The following is a 17,624-nucleotide window of genomic DNA, read 5'->3' as shown; positions in this document are numbered from 1 at the left end:
TTAACAGGAAAGGCGAGGTAAATCCTCGCCTTTCCTGTTTTAAATCTAAAAACGTCATTGTAATGACGAAATGTTTATTATTTCTCTGTACTCAACGAATACGGAACATCACTAACCTTCACACCTCTTATTTTATTAGGCTTAGGTGCCATATTAAAGTTAAGCACAGCTCCTTTTTTAAGTTCCGAATGGCTTAACCAGGTTAAATCATATGGCTTACCGTTAACGTTTAACATATTGATGTATTTATTAGCAGGGCTGTTGTTAGCTGCGTTAATCACTACGGTTTTACCATTCTCAAGGTTTAGCGTAATTTTCTTGAACAGTGGTGTACCCAAAACGTACTGATCACTGGCCGGAGTTACCGGGTAAAAGCCCATAGCCGAGAACACATACCATGCCGATGTTTGGCCATTGTCCTCATCGCCACAATAACCATCCGGAGTAGCTTTGTATAACTTCTCCATAGCATCACGCACATGGAACTGGGTTTTCCATGGTTCACCTGCATAATTGTACAAGTAAATCATATGTTGAATAGGCTGGTTGCCGTGGGCGTATTGCCCCATATTCATGATCTGCATTTCTCGGATCTCATGAATGGTTTCGCCGTAATAGCTATCGTCAAACACCGGTGGCATGCTAAATACCGAATCCAGCTTGGTAATAAATTTCTGACGTCCGCCCATTAAATCAATCAGGCCCTGCATATCCTGGAAAACGCTCCAACTGTAATGCCAGCTGTTACCTTCGGTAAACGCATCACCCCATTTAAACGGACTGAATGGTTTTTCAAAAGTACCATCCTGGTTTTTACCACGCATCAGTTTTGTTTCCGGATCGAACAGGTTTTTATAGTTCATGGCACGTTTTTTATAAATGCCAATCTCTGATTCGGGTTTGCCCAGTGCCTTGCCTAATTTATAAATCGCAAAATCATCATATGCATACTCTAAAGTACGGGCTGCGTTTTCATTAATCTTAACATCATAAGGCACATAGCCTAATTTATTATAGTACTCCACTCCCTCTCTGCCGGTAGCCTGCGGACCGGCATTATTTGCGCCGTGCACCAAAGCTTCCCACAAAGTACTGATATCATACCCGCGTAAACCTTTTAAATAAGTTTCAGAAACTACCGAAGCCGAATTATTACCGATCATCACCGCCGAATAACCCGGGCTCGACCACTCAGGCAACCAGCCACCTTCTTTATAATCATTGATGAGGCCTTCCTGCATTTCTTTATTGATGGATGGATAAACCAGGTTCAGGAAGGGATATAGCGCCCGGAAGGTATCCCAAAAGCCGGTACCGGCAAATTTATAACCCGGGAATACTTTACCTGTTGATGCGCTATAGTGTACAATCTTGTTGTCCTTATCTATCTCATACAATTTGTTCGGGAAAAATACCATGCGGTAAAAGCATGAGTAAAAGGTACGCATCTGATCAACAGAGCCGCCTTCAACCTGCAGGTGGTTTAGGGTTTTGTTCCAAACAGCTTTTGCCTTTTGACAAGTTACATCAAAGCTGTCTTTACCCTGCTCACGCTCCAGGTTCAACTCGGCCTGTTCAATGCTGATGAATGATGAAGCTACGCGCAAATGAACCTTTTCGCCTTGCGTAGTTTTAAAACCTATCAGAGCGCTTGCATGTTCAGCTTTTAGCTCCAGGCCATCAGTTTGCGTAGTATCGCTGAAAGTATGTGCATAGGTGATTGGCTTATCCACATAAATAACAAAATAGTTTTTAAAGTTTTTAAGCGGGCCGCGCGCATATTTGGTTGAATAGCCTACAATCTTCTTTTGATCGGGCATGATCTTTACGTATGAGCCTTTGTTCAGTGCGTCAATAACGATAAAGGAGCTATCAGTTTTAGGATAAGTAAACCTGAACTGTGCCGAACGCTCAGTTGGAGTAATTTCGGTAGTCACATCATGATCGGCCAGGTAAACGCTGTAATAGTATGGCTTAGCGGTTTCAGCTTTGTGCGAGAACCAGCTTGCCCTTTTATTTTGGCCTACTACTGCATGTTTGGTAACCGGCATAATGGCAAACTGTCCGTAGTCGTTCATCCACGGTGATGGCTGGTGGGTTTGTTTAAAACCGCGGATCTTGTGCGCATCGTAAGTATACGCCCATCCGTCGCCCATAACACCGGTTTGCGGTGTCCAGAAATTCATCCCCCAGGGAAGGGCAATAGCGGGATAAGTGTTACCATTTGAAAGGTCGTAGTGCGAGTCGGTACCCATCAACGGATTGATGTATTCAACAGGATCGGTAACCTTATTTACCTGCTGAGCAAAAGTACCGGATGCCAACAACACTGATGCGATAAGTACCAGGGCTTTTTTCATTGTTTTAATATTTGATTTTTGATGAAACGTTTTACCAGCCGTAAATATAAAAGACTGGCTTGATATAGCCAGTCTTTTAAGTGTATTATTTGCATTATACAATTACCAACCCGGATTTTGGGTTAATTTACTGTTAGTGCTGATTTCACGCTGTGGTATCGGCCACAGGTAATATTGAGTTTTAAAGGTTACACCCTGCTCTGTTTGCGAAGCGGTAGGATCGGCAAAGGTGTTTGATTGCGGCAAGTAGGCCATATGGGTACGCTGCATATCAAAGTATGCCTTATTTTCATAAGCAAGCTCATGGTAGCGTTCTCTCCAGATTGCCTGGCGGAAGGTATCTTTGGTTAAATTACTCAATGGCGCAAGTTTAGCGCGTGCACGGATAGCATTAACAGCGGCATAAGCTTCAGCAGTTGGCCCGCTTACCTCATTAGTTGCTTCGGCATAGATCAACTGAGCTTCGGGCAAACGCAATAAAGTCCAGTTCTCATCACTTCGACCGCTTTGAGCAGCACTTTCAACATGGAAATATTTATAAAGTGCATGTTCGCCAAACTGGATGATGTTGCCTGGGTTACCATATTGAGGATAGCTTGAGAAATAAAACTGGCGTTCCTGTGTACGCAGGTCGCCCGCCTCGTAACTTGCCACAAACTGATTGGTAGGGATCATAGCGCCAAGGTGGTCTCCATATGCACCAACCAACAGGTTAAACGGAATAGTTAACTGAGGAATGGCATTAGTTTGAGTACCCACCAGGTAATTGATCTGGAATATTAATTCCTGCTGATTTTTGTGCGCATTATCATGCAGGAATGCATAATCAGAAAACAGAGAGTACCAACCTAAAACAGGCTCAATTTCTGATGCTGCCTTGGCATAGTTTTCAGTTTGTTTTAGCGGGAAGCCTGCTGTTGTCAAGTAAACGCTGGCCAATAAAGTTTTAACAGCCCCCAACGAAACGCGACCGCTTGCATCAGTATTCGGCATGCCTGATGCTTCGGCTGCCTGTAAATCGCTGATGATTTGTTTATAAACATCGGCCACAGGTGTACGTGAAGGATACAGATCAGGGCTGCTCACTGTTTGCGACGCGGTAATCAGCGGAACATCGCCATATAAACGCACCAGGTGGTAGTAATAAAATGCCCTGAAAAAGTAAGCTTCACCTATCAGTTTCTTTTTTAATCCATCATCCATTGGTGATATACCAGGGATCTTTTCAATGGCAAGATTTGCATTGGCGATACCCTTGTAGCAGTTGTACCACACTGTTTCAAAACCAGGATTAACTGCATCGGTACGCTGATGGATCACATTACCATTGTTTACGCTCTGTCCTAACGAAGTGGCATGACCGGCAAACAACTCCAATGTAATAAAAGGGCTTTCACCATAAGCATCTCCGTTTTGAAAAAAATACATTACGTTGTACAAACCGTTTACAAAGGTTAAAGCCTGGTTTGAGCTGACAAAATAATTATCCTTAACAAAGTTGCTCTTATTTTTTTCATCAAGATATTTTTTGCAACCACTGCCTGTAGCAGCAGCAAGGATAAGTAACAGACCACCTACCCGGTATTTTTTAAAGTTAAATTTCATAATATGATGTTTTAACATTTTTTAATTAAAGACTAACATTAACACCTAACAGGAAAGTACGTGGTTTTGGATAATCATAAAACTGGATACCCTGGGTGAAGTTGCTTGAGGCATTGTATGTTGATACCTCTGGATCATAACCCGTGTATTTGGTTATCAGGAACAGGTTTTGTGCCTGCGCATAAACCCTTAAACGGCTTAACTTTAACTTTTTAAGAATATTGTCGTTAAAAGTATAACCAAGTGTTACTGCCCTGCCGCGAATAAAATTACCGCTTTCAACTTTGGTTGAATAAATTTCGGTTTGATAACGCACATAAGCGGGCCTACTTTCGGCAATGCTGGTATTTTGGTTAGTCGGTGTCCAGGCGTTAAGTACGGTAGCGTAGCTGTTTGCCTGACCAGTGCGGTCCTGGCCCGAGTGGCGGGTAAGGTTCATGATCTGATTACCGTAATTAAATTGCAGATCAACACCCAGGTCAACGTTTTTGTAGCGGAAGTTGTTGCTGAAAGTACCATAACCATCAGGTATTGATTTACCTAATACCACTTTATCGTCAGCGCTAACTTTGCCATCGCCATTGGTATCCTGTATCTTTAGGTCGCCTGGTAACAAGCCATATTTAGCAGCTTCGGTCGCCTCAGCAGTTCCCCAGGTTCCAAGCACTTTGTAACCATAAAAACTACCGGCCGGAAGACCGACCCGCATCAGGTTAAATTGCGAAAGGAAGGTTGGAGCAAGGAAGATATCATCATTAGATGCACCTAACTGCAAGATTTTGTTTTTTAGGAAAGAAATATTAAATGTAGAATTCCAGGTGAAATCCTGCGTTTTTATAGGAGTAGCATTGATCGTGAACTCAAGACCTTTGTTTTGCAGCTTACCTATATTTTTATATACGGTTTGAAAACCGCTTGTTTCTGGCAGTGGTGCATTTAAAAGCAATGCTTTTGTCTTTTTCAGATAAGCATCTGCTTCAATGTTTAAACGATTATTAAACAAGCCTAATGAAAAGCCTAAATCATACTCCGCGGTTTTTTCCCACTGCAGATCCTCATTACCTATCGAGGTTTGCGTAGTACCTACCGCACTGTTGCCACCAAAGGCGTAGCCAACTGTATTAATATTTGCGAGTGAACGATATTCACCAATTTCGGAGTTACCGGTTAACCCGTAGCTCAGTCTCAATTTCAGATCTGATATAGTTTTATTATCCTTTAAGAAATCTTCCTGAGATACGCGCCATGCAAACGCCGCAGAAGGAAAAAAGCCGTACTTTTTGTTGGTACCAAAGCGTGAGGAGCCGTCTTCACGCCCCGTTAAAGTTAACAGGTATTTCTCGTTGTAGTTATAGTTCAATCTGGCAAAAAACGACTGCATTTGCCATGCATCATAATCAGACTCTGGTTTATTGGGTACAATACCGGCAGATAAGTTATAATACTCATAAAAATCGTCAGACAATGTACCCGTTGATCCTTTTAAACGAAGTTGCTGATAGTTTTGACGTTCGGCACCTGCAACAAGGTTTATAGTATGTACCTTGTTAAAGGTTTTGTTGTAGGTGAAATAGTTTTGCCATTGCCAAAACGTCCTGTTAAACTCCTCTATCGAGGCCGAGCTATAGCTTTGTCCTGCAACAGGGCCGCCAACAAGCCCGCTTTGAGAAGCCGGGTTATAATTAGCAGATGTAGTTACTCCCAAAACGCTGCGAAATTCAAGACCTGGCAACAGGTTTAAATTTAAATAACCATTACCGCTGAAGATACGGTTGCGGGTAAGAGATTGAATTTCGTTAGCTTGTGCTACCGGGTTATCACCGCCTTCAAGGTTAGGATAATCAGTACGTTTACCATAGGTTCCGTCAGGGTATCTAACAGGAATAAAAGGCACCATCTCAATCAACATACGCGGAATGTTGTTGCCGCCTGTACCCTGATCCTGGTTACGGCCATCCTGGTAGTTGTAGTTTAATGTAGCACCAACCTTTACCCATGGTTTTATCTGGTTATCAACCGTTAAACGCACATTATAACGTTTCAGATAGCTGTTAAGGATAATACCTTCATCATCGGCATAGTTCAGGAATAAACCATAGTTTATATTTTCGGCGCCGCCGGTGAACGCAACGTTGTGGTTTTGGCTTACCGAAGTACGGGTTGTAGCCTTTTGCCAGTCAACGTCATATAATGGATTTAAATTTTGATCGAACAGTTTACCGATAAGTGCTGTTCTTTGCGTTACAGGGTTACGGTTGGTATAGTCGCCCGCAGCCCAGCCGGTAGGGTCATATTTTTTGATATTAGCATAAGAAACGTCCTCAATCTGCATAAACTGTTTTGAGTTAAGAACAGGTATCTCCTTAAACATATGATTTACGGCCATATAGGCATCGTACGAAATAGTACCGCCTTTTTTACCTCTTTTAGTGGTAACCAAAATTACGCCGTTTGCACCGCGTGTACCATAAATAGCGGTTGATGATGCGTCTTTCAGTACGTCGATAGTTTCAATGTCATTGGGGTTAATGGCGTTACCACCCTCTGTCCAAACCACGCCATCCACAACATATAACGGATCGGTATTGGTATTGATAGAGCTGTAACCACGGATACGGATCTTGGTTGCACCGCCGGGTGCACCTGAGTTACTTGATACGTTTACGCCGGCAATTTTACCAGACAATTCCTGCTCAAGATTGGTTTGCGGGCGCTCCTGCAATTGTTTTGCACCTACGCTGCCTACCGAACCGGTAAGGTCGACCTTTTTGCGGTACCGTAACCAACCACAACTACCTCGCTCAATGCTTTTGGTTCTTCTGCCAATACAACATCAATCTGGCTCCTGCCTCCAATAGGCACATTTTGGGTTGTATATCCTATAAATGTAAACACCAGTGTTCCGTTGGCATCTGGCGCGTTGACGGTATATTTACCATTAATATCAGTTTGTACACCAACATTGGTACCTTTAACCTTAACAGTAACACCAGGGATAGGGCCTTTGGCATCGCTTACCGTACCCGTTACTTTAATTGGGGCAACAGCTACCTGGGATACAACAGGCTCATCCTTCTTTTTAACAACAATGGTCTGATCAAAAATTTTGTAGGTAAGCGGCTGATCTTTAAAGCATTGATCAAGCGCACTCTCTATAGTTACGTTTGCAACTTCAATGTTGATTGCTCCGGCCTTTGATACATCCTGCTTATCATACATGAAATGATAGCCTGTTTGTTTTTCAATGGAGCGGAGTACTTTTTCAACGGTAGTGTTTTTTGGTGCAAAGTAACTATCTGGCTATAACTTTTGGCGCTCACATTGGTAAGGGCCGCAATTATAATAAAGGCAGTTAGCTTCATGGCCAATATAAATTTGCGTAATTGAGGCCATGCCAAAGGCGTAGCCTTAGAATTAAAATTCATAAGTTTGTAGAGTTTGGGTTAAACATTAACTTTCAATTCATCGATTGTACTTTTTTGGGGCCCAGATGTTTATGCCGGGAAAGTACTGCGAATACTTCCCGGTTTTTTTATGGTAACTTTTGAGATTACATGCATGTTTAAACGCATGATAAACCGTTTTACCAATGAGGCTCCTGTACCGTGGCTAACTTATCTCAGGTATTTCTTCCATCATAGGGTTGTTTAAATTGTTAACAATTGGTTGCTTAATATAGTAGGTATAATAATTATGCTATTGTTGTATGGTAATGCGCTTATCTTCAATTTTAAATTTTACCCCGGCATAGCCAAGCATGCTCATTAATTCGGATGCTTTTACATTTCGGGAGATTCGGCCTGTAAATTCGCGCTGTGGTATTTTGCCTTCGTAGGCTACCTTAACATCATACCAACGGGCAGCCTGCCTCATAATGGCATCTATCCCCGCATCCCTAAATTGAAAGATGCCGTCTTTCCAGGCTATCTCATCATCTACATCAACATCGTTAAGTACCTTTAACTTGCCCGCTTTATTGAGTACAGCCTGCTGTCCGGGTTTTAAAATGCCGATTGCAGTGCCGTTACTTATTTTTACTGATCCTTCTAATAAAGTGGTTTTCATTTCGGCCTCGTCATTATAGGCCATGATATTGAAATGCGTACCTAAAACCTCAACTGTAGTGTTATCGGATTTAACCCTGAAAGGCATCTGCGGATTTTTGGCAACCTCAAAGTAAGCTTCGCCGGTGATGGTGACCTCACGCGTTTTGCCCGTAAACCTGGTTGGAAAGCTTAATGATGATGCCGAATTTAAACAAACCTTGCTCCCATCCGGCAAAACTAACTGGTATTGACCGCCACGCGGAGTTGAAACAGTATTTATTACCGGAGCATCAACATTAGTACCGGTTTCGTAAACCAGCTGACCGTTGCGGGTTTTATTGATTTTGGTAGTACCCTGTTGCGCCAGCAGGCCGTTTTGCGCACTGTCAAGCGTAATAGTTTTGCCATTGGCCAATGTTAAAATTGCTTTGTTACCACCGGGCAAAGCATCATTTTTAGGATGAATTTTGGCAATATTTTTTTGCAATAACCTGCTTTTTTTGATAGCTATAAATGTAAGCGCCGAACCCAACAAGTAATAAAAATGAAGCGGCGACCCCTAACCTTCTCCACGGGAGATTATTATTCTTTACCGGTGCAGCAACAGATTGTTCGGGATTAGTCCTTAAAATCTGCATGAGCATATCCTCGCTCTTTGAGCGGTCAAAAAGCGGCCCATGATCGTCAAGCTTATCCCAGGCATGATGTATGAGCGATGCAAGCTCCGCATCGGTTGCCGATGAGTTGATGATCTCAAATAATTCATCGCGCTCGGCTGGCGTAGCAGTGCCATTATAATAAGTATTAAACAAATAATCAAGCCGGGCGTAAAGTTCGCTCATAGTAAATGTTTTTCAGTATAACTGTATAATTGGCTACAGTGAGTTGGGGCAGATCTCATATACATGACACCTGTGAGATTAAAAAAGGGGTATTACTTTTTGAAAAAAATAAAAAAATGAATCAGCGCCATTACTAACGCTATCGCCTCCATATGTTCATGCACATAATCCTTTATGGATGAGGTGGCAATTTGAAGGTATTTCTTGACGGTTTCGCGGGATAGCTCGAGCTCATCGGCAATCTCATGATACTTTAAGCGGTTATGCCTGCTCATAAGGTAAACTTTTTGCTGCTGAGGCGGCAACTGATCAATGGCCTCATCAATCAAATTATAATAATGATCTGTTTCCTGAACTTCGGCATTAAAAGGCACAATGCGGGTTTCTTCCAACTTTTTAAGCTGCATCTGCTCGCGGGCAACTTTTCGCAAACAATTTAAAGCATGGTTTTTTGAAATTACAAACAGGTAAGCTTTGAAATTATCAACCCCCGTAAGCGTTTCGCGGGTCATCCAGATCTTCATAAACACATCCTGTACAACCTCTTCAGCCAGTTCAGCAGAATGGGTTATACGCAAGATATGAACGCCTAAACGCTGGTGATAAACAGAAAACAATTGACGAAAAGCAAACTCATTACCCTGAGCCACTTGCAAAAGCAGTTCCTTCTCATTTGATTGAGTAAATTCAAACATAGGCTAATGTATGGTTGCCGCAAATATTATAAAATTCGCAGTATTTGCAGCATTAATAATTATATCGATGAAACCAACGTATAACTGTAAAGAAATTAAAAATGTTTGAAAAAATATAAAACGGTCACATTCTCAAAGTTTTTTAACTATTATGTATGTATTAAATAAATGTCAATCAGTACAATGGTGTTGGCAAGCCATCTAAATTTACAACCCCTTTAATACCCCTATTGTATATTCCACCTGTTCGGCATGTACATCTAAATGAGTTACAAAGCGGATCCGGTTTTTACCTGTATCGCTTGCCCTGATGCCTTTGTCTGCAAGTTTGGCAAGCACCGCAGCAGCCGGTTCAACCGTATCAAATAAAACAATATTGGTTTCAACCGGAATTACATTGCTTACCCATGGCAATCGGCCCAGTTCCTCACCCAGAATCCGTGCATGGGCATGGTCTATCTTCAGGCGTTCAACATGATGGTCAAGCGCGTAGATCCCAGCGGCAGCTAAAAACCCCGCCTGGCGCATACCGCCACCCAATACCTTGCGGATACGACGGGCATATTTAATAGTTTCTTTGTCGGCTAATAAGACAGAGCCTACAGGTGCACCCAATCCTTTTGACAGGCAAACCGAAATTCCATTAAAATATCTGCCATACTCAACCGCAGCGTCACCGGTATGCGTAAGTGCGTTAAAGATCCGGGCACCATCAAGGTGAAGCTTTAAACCTTTCTCGCGGCACAAATCGGCAATGGGCTTGATATGTTCAAGCGTATAACAACTACCACCACCCTTGTTAACTGTATTTTCGAGCACCACCAAACTGGTATGCGGGTAATGGATGTTTTCAGCATTGATCTCCGGCTCTATCATTTCGGATGTAAGGATGCCCCGGTAACCATTCAACAATCGGGTTGATACTGCCGAATTAAAAGCAATGCCCCCGCCCTCGTACCTGTAAACATGCGCGGTTTGATCGGCAATGAGCTCATCAAGCGGTTGAGTAAAACATTTAATCGCTATCTGGTTGGTCATAGTGCCCGATGGGCAAAAGATAGCCGCCTCCATACCAAACATAGCGGCAGCTTTAGCTTCAAGGGCATTTATAGTTTCGTCTTCGCCAAAAACGTCATCCCCTACTTTGGCGCTCCACATGGCTTCGAGCATGCCGGGCGTTGGTTTGGTTACGGTATCGCTTCGGAAATCAACAGTGATCATATTAAAAAGTTAAAATTTGCGTTCTTTGTATCAGAATTCAGAACTCGTTATGCGCTCAATTTTAATCATTTTATTTTTCATGCTGTGTTTTGTATCAGCAAAATCGCAAAAATGGCAACAGGGTAGCTTTACTGATGTAAAGGGCAACCGCGAAACCGGGCTGATCCGCGCTAATCCTTCAGGAAAAGGGCCAATAAAAGGTGAAGGTTTCATTGAGTTTAAGGAAAACGAAAAAACTAATCCATATAAATTAAGCGCCAGCGATTTAAGATCGTATGTTATTGGTCAGGACAGCTTTGTTGTGGCGCATGCTCCGGCAAACGAATCGTGGACCAAAGAAGAAACCGACTTTGTAAAAGTAGTGCTTGATGAGCCGGTGAAGCTATTTATGGCTAAGGGAGGTAAAGGCGGGGGAGGCAGTGGCTTTGGTATTACACCGGGGATATCAGCAGGCTACGGAAGCGGTGGTTACGGCGGCGGAATTGGCGGCGGCATCGGCATTAACCTTGGCGGCGGCGGTGGCCGGGGCGGAAGTTCAAAAACAACCTATTATTATGGTGAAACCACTGCAGGTATGAAACGCCTCACCGATGAAAATTTTGAAGATATTATGAGCGATATCATGGGAGATGAACCCGACCTTGTTGATCAGATCCATGAGCATAAATACAATCTTAAGAGTATCGATAAGCTCATTGCAAAATTTGACGAGATTGCAAAAAGCCCGGCAATAAATCTCTTTATCAAGCGGCAAACGGATAGATGACTACCTGATACATCCGGGTGGTCGTTTCTGTTTATAGGGACGCATAATTTACTTTTCCCCAAACGCTTATTCTCAAATCTTGCGTCTCAAATCTGCTACCTCCCACTCTTTTTTCTCCCCTGAACATCACGTGTTTAACCACAAATGTCAATAAATTAAAAACCATTTAGCATAATTAAAAGTTATTAAACTATAGTAATTCACCAAATAAATAACTTTTAATTAATTTATATCGACATCAACGGCTACTCATTACATTTTAATTCACTAATAAAAACAGAAAGAAAGATGAACATGAAAAAGTCAGTTTTAATAGCCGTTGCTTCATTAGCTATTGGTTTTTTATCAAACAAGGCAATAGCCCAAACACAGGATACAACCAAAAAGGACACTACTAAAGCAACTGCTGCTCCTGCAACATCAACAGCTGCCGCATCAGGCGATGTGGTTGGTGTGATGTCGACCTCAACTAACTACGCGCCAATGGCGCTTGCAATAAAATCAGCTCAGCTTGAGCCAACATTGCAGGCAGCCGGCCCGTTCACCATATTTGCCCCCAATGATGTAGCTTTCAGTAAATTGCCAAAAGCACAATTTGATGCCCTAATGAAAGATCCGGCTAAATTTGCTCCGATACTGAAGTATCACGTGGTAGCAGGTAAATACACTAAAACCGATATCATTAAGGCCTTAGGTACAGGCAAAGGCAAAGCCGACCTGAAAACCATCGACGGGCAAACATTGCATTTATCTGTAAATGATAAAAGCAATTTGCAGATCACCGATGCCAAAGGCAATGCAGTGTTGGTTACCGCATTTGACACCGAGGCCAGCAATGGTGTTGTACATGGCATTAATGGCATCATGATGCCTTAATCATAAAATACTTAGTTTAATTTTAAATCCATGAAAAACCCGGTCTCAATAACCGGGTTTTTCATTTAAGACGACCTTGTTAAATAATCGGCTTTAGTTAATCTAAAATCAAAATATTTACTTTTAGTCTTCTCGTCTGTAAAGTCTCCGGTAAGTGAAAAACCTGTCTTTTTTAACAGCCTTACCGAGCTTTCGTTCCCCTGTTTCGGACAAGCGGTTATCAATTCAAAATATTGATCATTAAAACCAAAAGCCAACACTGCAGAAATGGCTTCCTGCATAATACTCTGTCCATGGTAATCCGGATGAAGTTCATAGCCTATTTCGGCCTTTTTATTAGTTGGCTCAAGGTTCCAGTAACAAATAGATCCAATCAGCTCCTCTTTATCTTTTAAGGTTATCCCCCAGTAAAAGCCTTCGCCCCCACTTACTATTGCTTTTATCTTATTAATAAATGATAATGCCTGATCAATGGTGGTATCATTTGGCCGGTCCAGATATTTGTTCACTTCAGCATTAGAGCGGATAGCCAGGATCTGAGCGGCATCAGAATCAAGCAGCCCGCGTAAGCGCAAACGATCAGTAGTGAGCAAAGGTAATTCAGACATATGCATGTTATTCAATTTTTTTATTTTCCCTGTCGGCAATGAAAACCACGGGCAAACCAATACAGATCACCAGCGTAAGCATCCCAATGAGGATAGTAGTTACAGGTATATGGTACCCTGGCTTCGTCGTTATTTTACTGAGGGGTATTACACCTAAATTCATGATCAACCATGCCGCGATGCCGTATACAACTGCCACAAAGTACTTGTTGCGTAATCCGTTATAAAAGAATGGATACAGCAGAAAAAATACCGCGCTGAATAGAAAAGCGATCACATAATGAAAAATAACCCCGGCAACTATAATTTCGGCCCCGCCTGCAAAAGCCGCCGGTCCGAAGGCCCCGCTGGCAATAAACTTAAAAATAACACCAGGGTTTACTTTATAGTTCAGGATCATGGCTGCAAGTCCATCAAGCGTACCCGTTATAAACCCGGCGAACAGGATATTGACAAGTTTACTTTTCTTTTTCGGGTTTTCTTTTTTTAACATGGCAGAAGTTACAGAAGCGTAAATTTATGCTTTTAGGACGCTGTTTAAAAAAGAACAGAAAGTTTTTTGTAGAGGCGCATAATTGCGTCTCCCGGAAGACAAGCCGATTTAAAGGCTCCTGATCCTGTCGGAAATTGCATGTGGAAGACTCAATTATACGTCTCTACATTTAAAAACAATCAAATTTAAATAGCGTTTAAGACGCAATAAATTATATATGAAATACATTTTTAACCAATTGGATTCCAGCAATCAGATTATCACTTCAGATATTCATCCATAAAATAAAACACTCTTTTCCTGATCTCTTCGGCATCAAACATTACCCCGTAATGAGGCGCGTTGGGTACAATAATAAGTTCATTTTTAACACCGACAAGTTTAAGGTATGAACTTAGCAAAACCGATTGGGTGTAATTGACCGATTCATCCTTTTCGCCCTGAACAATGAGAAATGGCGGGTCGTTTTTATCAACATAGGTAACCGGGCTGGCTATATTGGCCAGATCGGGCCGCTCAATAGCATAAGCGCCAAGCAGCAGGTTAACCGGGCTCTTAGGATCATTAACATCGGTACCTTTAAGCGACAGGAAATTTGACGGACCGTAAAAGTCAAGCGCCAGTTTTATTTTAAAATGAGGTTTGTTTCCGTTGGGATAAAACTCCTTAATATTATTGTTATTGGATAAAGCAAGTAACGATGCCAGATGCCCTCCGGCCGAAAAACCTATCACCCCAAACTTATCTTTGTTAAGCTTATATTTTGATGCGTTTTGATAAAGAAACTCAATAGCCTGGTTACAATCCTGAATCTGCGCAGGAAATGGCGCGGTAGTACTCCAGCGGTAATCGATAGAGGCCACAGCATATCCGTTATCAATAAAACCCTGCACGGTTTTCTGCATATAGCCCATATCGGCATATTTATCATTCAGCATCCATGCACCACCGTGGATCCAGATAATAACCGAATAGCTTTCTTTGACTACCGGAGGCAGATAAACATCTAATAAGTGTTTTTTTAAGGTATCACCGGCATAATTAACATCACCATACAATATGGTGCCTTTTGGGAAAAATGGCTGTTTAGGACTTGATGTTTGTGCACAGACCGATATAGATAGGGTGCTAATCGTAACGATCAGCAGATTTTGGATTATCTTTTTCATAATTGGTTAATTGTTTAAAGATAATCCATATCCTTAAAAATCAACAACTAAATCCCAATCGAAAAATATAATATCCAGGCAATAAACAGTATTTGCAACGGAATGCGAAACCACAGGTAACCGGTACCGCTGCCATCATAAGTAGCTTTTTCTAAATCCACATGCTTCATGGCTGCATTGATATTAGCAGGCAGCATGACCACAAACAGAACAAGCAAGATAATCCCTGCTATATGCCTTGTAGCGTTAACCACCAGCAAAGCGCCGAGAACTATTTCCATTATCCCGGTTAAATAAACTAACGCTCCTTTAAACGGGATAAATGCAGGCATCATCATAACCATCCCTTTGGTAAACATAAAATGCCCCAATGAGGTAAACCAAAGCATCAGCATCATAGCTATGTTACCACTGAGCATGATATTCCAATCATCAACAAAAAGCCGGGAAATAACGGTCGTGAGGATAAAACCTATGATGAGAACGAGCAGGACTTTCATAAGGATTAACTAAAGTAAATATCGAATATCAGGCTTTTATCAATTGTTCGCCTTCTATCTTTTTTTGCAATTCCAATATAGCGCCAATTAAGGCTTCTGGCCTTGGCGGGCATCCTTGTACATAAACATCAACAGGAATTACCCTGTCAACTCCTTTTACCACGTGGTAGCCATGCTGCCAGTACGGACCGCCGCAGTTGGAGCATGAGCCCATCGAAATCACGTATTTAGGATCTGGCATTTGTTCGTAAAGGCGTTTAATACGTTCGGCCATTTTAAAGGTAACGGTACCTGCAATAATGATTACATCGGCCTGCCGGGCAGATGGACGCGGGAAAACACCAAAGCGGTCGAGGTCATAGGTTGAGGCCATGGAGCCCATCATTTCAATAGCGCAACAGGCTATACCAAAACTAAGCGGCCATAATGAAGATAAACGTGCCCAGTTAAGCAGGTCGTTCATTTTGGTTATCACTACACCACCATTCTCACTGGTTATATCGTTATTCATTTGCAGGCTTTTTAAAGGCGGGTTTAAACATAGGTTTGCGTGCGGGCTCAGTTGGCGGAGTGGTAGTAGCAGCGGCAGATGGAGTGGCAGCAGCAGTTGCAGTTACTACAGTATCAGCATTGAAAGCTTTTACCGTAAACCTGCTTTGCTCCTGATTTAACTGCTCATACAAGGTTGGCGGGATATGCACATCGGTATGCGGTACAACAGGGGTCGGTTTTATCCAATCCAGGTCGCCTTTGCGCCAAACGTATATTAAACCTACAATCAGGATACCTAAAAACACAAACATCTCAGCCAATGAAAGCCATCCCCAGCGCACATCCTGCGCAGCAATCTCATGGCTGCCAAATACCGTTGCCCATGGAAAAATAAAAACCATCTCCACATCAAACAACAGGAAAACTAAAGCTATAACATAAAAGCGGGGATTAAAGGGCAACCAGGCATTGCCTGTTGGTTCTTCACCACATTCGTACGAGCTAAGTTTTTCGGCGTTAGGATTATTGGGGGCTAAAAGTCTGTTGATAAAAAATATCACACACACCATTATTATCCCCGTAATAATAAAGATGAGTATCTTTCCAAATTCTGATATTTGCGAAACATCCGTCATGAGTACAAATTTAGTAAAACAAACAGATTTTGACGCTATAATAATTGGTGGAGGCGCATGCGGCCTCATGTGTGCCGTACAGGCCGGCTTTTTAGGCAAGCGGGTACTGGTACTTGAAAAAAACGACCGCGTTGGCGCCAAGATCCTTATTAGCGGCGGCGGGCGTTGTAACTATACCAACCTTTACGCTACAGATCAGCAATTTATATCGCAAAATCCACACTTCTGTAAATCAGCCTTTTCACAATGGACAGTTGATGATACCATCAGCTTTTTTGAAACTTATGGCATTACCGGCAAAGAAAAAACATTAGGTCAGCTTTTCCCGGTAAGCGACAAAGCAAAGGATGTAGTTGAGGTTTTCACGAACCTGTGCGACGACCTTGGCCAGGAGATCTGGGTAAATGCCGAAGTTAAAATGGTAGAAAAAACTGACGATGGTTTTACAGTTCGGGCCGAAGTTAACGGCAAACAGGAATATATAAGCGCTGCCAGTGTAGTGATGGCTGCCGGCGGTTTGCCCATCCCCAAAATGGGCGCTACCGATTTCGGACTCCGAACGGCGCGCAATTTTGGTTTAAAAGTTACCGACACCGCCCCTGCCCTGGTGCCCCTTACAATTACCGGCAAAGACCAGCCCTGGTATGAGCAATTATCAGGCAATAGCATTTTTTGTAGGGTTTGGAACGATAGGGCAAGCTTTGAAGAAAATATCCTGTTTACCCACTGGGGCCTCAGCGGACCAGCCATATTACAAATCTCCTCCTATTGGAAACCAGGAGAATCCATTAACATCGATCTCCTGCCCAATCAAAATATTGCCGGCCTGATCCAACAGGAAAAGGAAACCAACGGCAAAAAAATGCTGCTTGCATACATCGCATCTTTATATACCCGCAAGTTTGCCGAAGCGTTGAGCGACAAACTCCCCGCCGAAAAAAACATGGCATCGCTCACCAAAACCGACATTGAAAACATCAGCACCCTCATTCATGATTTTAAGGTAAAACCTGCCGGCGATAAAGGTTATGACAAGGCCGAAGTAATGCGCGGCGGTGTATCTACAGATGAGCTTTCGTCAAAAACACTGGAAGCTAAGAAAGTCCCCGGGCTGTTTTTTGGCGGCGAATGTGTGGATGTTACAGGATGGCTTGGGGGCTATAATTTTCAATGGGCCTGGGCAAGCGGCTTTGTGATAGCGCAAAACATATGACCGTTGACTTTTTTGCGATTACGCTGATTTCGTTGATGCTATTTTACCAGCTAACCTGCCACTATCATTCATTTGCCGACGTTCGGTGATGCCGGGAAATCCT

The 17,624-nt window shown here is 42.5% G+C and carries 17 protein-coding genes; 3 read left to right on the top strand and 14 right to left on the bottom strand.

Features of this window, described 5'->3' with window-relative positions; all coding sequences use genetic code 11:
- Positions 1 to 77 precede the first annotated feature (77 nt).
- The 8 genes from ACRQ5D_RS21070 to ACRQ5D_RS21035 all read right to left on the bottom strand — a co-directional run bounded on the left by ACRQ5D_RS21070 (position 78) and on the right by ACRQ5D_RS21035 (position 10,769).
- A complete protein-coding gene (locus tag ACRQ5D_RS21070) occupies positions 78 to 2,360 on the bottom strand; it encodes a GH92 family glycosyl hydrolase (RefSeq protein WP_091168309.1) in 2,283 nt (760 codons plus the stop codon).
- 102 nt (positions 2,361 to 2,462) lie between these two features.
- Positions 2,463 to 3,965: a RagB/SusD family nutrient uptake outer membrane protein gene (locus ACRQ5D_RS21065; RefSeq protein ID WP_091167949.1), complete on the bottom strand. Its 1,503-nt coding sequence runs from the start codon at positions 3,963 to 3,965 to the stop codon at positions 2,463 to 2,465.
- 25 nt (positions 3,966 to 3,990) lie between these two features.
- Positions 3,991 to 6,687 carry a SusC/RagA family TonB-linked outer membrane protein gene (locus ACRQ5D_RS21060; RefSeq protein ID WP_432326462.1) on the bottom strand — a complete coding sequence of 899 codons (2,697 nt, stop codon included), beginning with the start codon at positions 6,685 to 6,687 and terminating at the stop codon, positions 3,991 to 3,993.
- A gap of 20 nt (positions 6,688 to 6,707) precedes the next feature.
- Entirely contained in the window at positions 6,708 to 7,184 is a 477-nt protein-coding gene (locus tag ACRQ5D_RS21055; protein ID WP_432326460.1) for a carboxypeptidase-like regulatory domain-containing protein, read from the bottom strand.
- 477 nt (positions 7,185 to 7,661) lie between these two features.
- Complete coding sequence (locus ACRQ5D_RS21050) at positions 7,662 to 8,498, bottom strand: FecR family protein (RefSeq protein ID WP_431200324.1); 837 nt, start codon at positions 8,496 to 8,498, stop codon at positions 7,662 to 7,664.
- Entirely contained in the window at positions 8,467 to 8,853 is a 387-nt protein-coding gene (locus ACRQ5D_RS21045; RefSeq protein WP_431200323.1) for a hypothetical protein, read from the bottom strand. Before ACRQ5D_RS21045 ends, ACRQ5D_RS21050 begins: the two co-directional genes overlap by 32 nt.
- A 92-nt stretch (positions 8,854 to 8,945) precedes the next feature.
- On the bottom strand, positions 8,946 to 9,548 hold the full coding sequence (locus ACRQ5D_RS21040) for an RNA polymerase sigma factor (protein WP_091167958.1): 603 nt from the start codon (positions 9,546 to 9,548) through the stop codon (positions 8,946 to 8,948).
- 207 nt (positions 9,549 to 9,755) lie between these two features.
- Positions 9,756 to 10,769, bottom strand: a complete 1,014-nt coding sequence (locus ACRQ5D_RS21035; protein WP_176844458.1) for a threonine aldolase family protein — start codon at positions 10,767 to 10,769, stop codon at positions 9,756 to 9,758.
- Between the two features lie 49 nt (positions 10,770 to 10,818).
- Between ACRQ5D_RS21035 and ACRQ5D_RS21030 the strand changes: the two genes are divergently transcribed.
- Together ACRQ5D_RS21030 and ACRQ5D_RS21025 are read left to right on the top strand one after the other, a co-directional pair.
- Positions 10,819 to 11,535, top strand: a complete 717-nt coding sequence (locus tag ACRQ5D_RS21030; RefSeq protein WP_432326458.1) for a hypothetical protein — start codon at positions 10,819 to 10,821, stop codon at positions 11,533 to 11,535.
- A 294-nt stretch (positions 11,536 to 11,829) separates the two neighbouring features.
- Positions 11,830 to 12,411 (top strand): fasciclin domain-containing protein, encoded by a 582-nt coding sequence (locus tag ACRQ5D_RS21025; protein WP_176844459.1) that lies wholly within the window; start codon positions 11,830 to 11,832, stop codon positions 12,409 to 12,411.
- Between the two features lie 65 nt (positions 12,412 to 12,476).
- On the opposite strand, the gene ACRQ5D_RS21020 is transcribed toward ACRQ5D_RS21025, so the two are convergent.
- From ACRQ5D_RS21020 to ACRQ5D_RS20995, 6 genes are all read right to left on the bottom strand, one after another.
- On the bottom strand, positions 12,477 to 13,019 hold the full coding sequence (locus ACRQ5D_RS21020) for a GNAT family N-acetyltransferase (RefSeq protein WP_176844460.1): 543 nt from the start codon (positions 13,017 to 13,019) through the stop codon (positions 12,477 to 12,479).
- 7 nt (positions 13,020 to 13,026) lie between these two features.
- On the bottom strand, positions 13,027 to 13,512 hold the full coding sequence (locus ACRQ5D_RS21015; RefSeq protein ID WP_091167969.1) for a hypothetical protein: 486 nt from the start codon (positions 13,510 to 13,512) through the stop codon (positions 13,027 to 13,029).
- A 260-nt stretch (positions 13,513 to 13,772) separates the two neighbouring features.
- Positions 13,773 to 14,681, bottom strand: a complete 909-nt coding sequence (locus tag ACRQ5D_RS21010; RefSeq protein WP_091167972.1) for an alpha/beta hydrolase — start codon at positions 14,679 to 14,681, stop codon at positions 13,773 to 13,775.
- Positions 14,682 to 14,728: 47 nt separating this feature from the next.
- Entirely contained in the window at positions 14,729 to 15,181 is a 453-nt protein-coding gene (locus ACRQ5D_RS21005; RefSeq protein WP_091167975.1) for a DoxX family protein, read from the bottom strand.
- Positions 15,182 to 15,209: 28 nt separating this feature from the next.
- Complete coding sequence (locus ACRQ5D_RS21000; protein WP_091167978.1) at positions 15,210 to 15,692, bottom strand: NADH-quinone oxidoreductase subunit B; 483 nt, start codon at positions 15,690 to 15,692, stop codon at positions 15,210 to 15,212.
- The gene (locus ACRQ5D_RS20995; RefSeq protein WP_091167980.1) at positions 15,685 to 16,308 is read right to left on the bottom strand and encodes an NADH-quinone oxidoreductase subunit A; all 624 of its coding nucleotides are present in this window, start codon (positions 16,306 to 16,308) and stop codon (positions 15,685 to 15,687) included. Before ACRQ5D_RS20995 ends, ACRQ5D_RS21000 begins: the two co-directional genes overlap by 8 nt.
- Between ACRQ5D_RS20995 and ACRQ5D_RS20990 the strand changes: the two genes are divergently transcribed.
- Positions 16,307 to 17,521, top strand: a complete 1,215-nt coding sequence (locus tag ACRQ5D_RS20990; RefSeq protein WP_091167983.1) for an NAD(P)/FAD-dependent oxidoreductase — start codon at positions 16,307 to 16,309, stop codon at positions 17,519 to 17,521. The two genes, ACRQ5D_RS20995 and ACRQ5D_RS20990, sit on opposite strands and share 2 nt — an antisense overlap.
- Positions 17,522 to 17,624: the final 103 nt, after the last annotated feature.

The organism is Mucilaginibacter sp. P25, from assembly GCF_050859465.1.
GTDB lineage: Bacteria > Bacteroidota > Bacteroidia > Sphingobacteriales > Sphingobacteriaceae > Mucilaginibacter > Mucilaginibacter gossypii.
This window is presented reverse-complemented; position numbering and strand designations above follow the sequence as displayed.

Coding starts and splice junctions, on each gene's coding strand:
- ACRQ5D_RS20995 (WP_091167980.1), bottom strand. CDS start 16,308: ATGACGGATGTTTCGCAAATATCAGAATTTGGAAAGATACTCATCTTT.
- ACRQ5D_RS21030 (WP_432326458.1), top strand. CDS start 10,819: ATGCGCTCAATTTTAATCATTTTATTTTTCATGCTGTGTTTTGTATCA.
- ACRQ5D_RS21010 (WP_091167972.1), bottom strand. CDS start 14,681: ATGAAAAAGATAATCCAAAATCTGCTGATCGTTACGATTAGCACCCTA.
- ACRQ5D_RS21035 (WP_176844458.1), bottom strand. CDS start 10,769: ATGATCACTGTTGATTTCCGAAGCGATACCGTAACCAAACCAACGCCC.
- ACRQ5D_RS21065 (WP_091167949.1), bottom strand. CDS start 3,965: ATGAAATTTAACTTTAAAAAATACCGGGTAGGTGGTCTGTTACTTATC.
- ACRQ5D_RS20990 (WP_091167983.1), top strand. CDS start 16,307: ATGAGTACAAATTTAGTAAAACAAACAGATTTTGACGCTATAATAATT.
- ACRQ5D_RS21020 (WP_176844460.1), bottom strand. CDS start 13,019: ATGTCTGAATTACCTTTGCTCACTACTGATCGTTTGCGCTTACGCGGG.
- ACRQ5D_RS21055 (WP_432326460.1), bottom strand. CDS start 7,184: ATGTATGATAAGCAGGATGTATCAAAGGCCGGAGCAATCAACATTGAA.
- ACRQ5D_RS21000 (WP_091167978.1), bottom strand. CDS start 15,692: ATGAATAACGATATAACCAGTGAGAATGGTGGTGTAGTGATAACCAAA.
- ACRQ5D_RS21070 (WP_091168309.1), bottom strand. CDS start 2,360: ATGAAAAAAGCCCTGGTACTTATCGCATCAGTGTTGTTGGCATCCGGT.
- ACRQ5D_RS21005 (WP_091167975.1), bottom strand. CDS start 15,181: ATGAAAGTCCTGCTCGTTCTCATCATAGGTTTTATCCTCACGACCGTT.
- ACRQ5D_RS21040 (WP_091167958.1), bottom strand. CDS start 9,548: ATGTTTGAATTTACTCAATCAAATGAGAAGGAACTGCTTTTGCAAGTG.
- ACRQ5D_RS21015 (WP_091167969.1), bottom strand. CDS start 13,512: ATGTTAAAAAAAGAAAACCCGAAAAAGAAAAGTAAACTTGTCAATATC.
- ACRQ5D_RS21045 (WP_431200323.1), bottom strand. CDS start 8,853: ATGAGCGAACTTTACGCCCGGCTTGATTATTTGTTTAATACTTATTAT.
- ACRQ5D_RS21025 (WP_176844459.1), top strand. CDS start 11,830: ATGAAAAAGTCAGTTTTAATAGCCGTTGCTTCATTAGCTATTGGTTTT.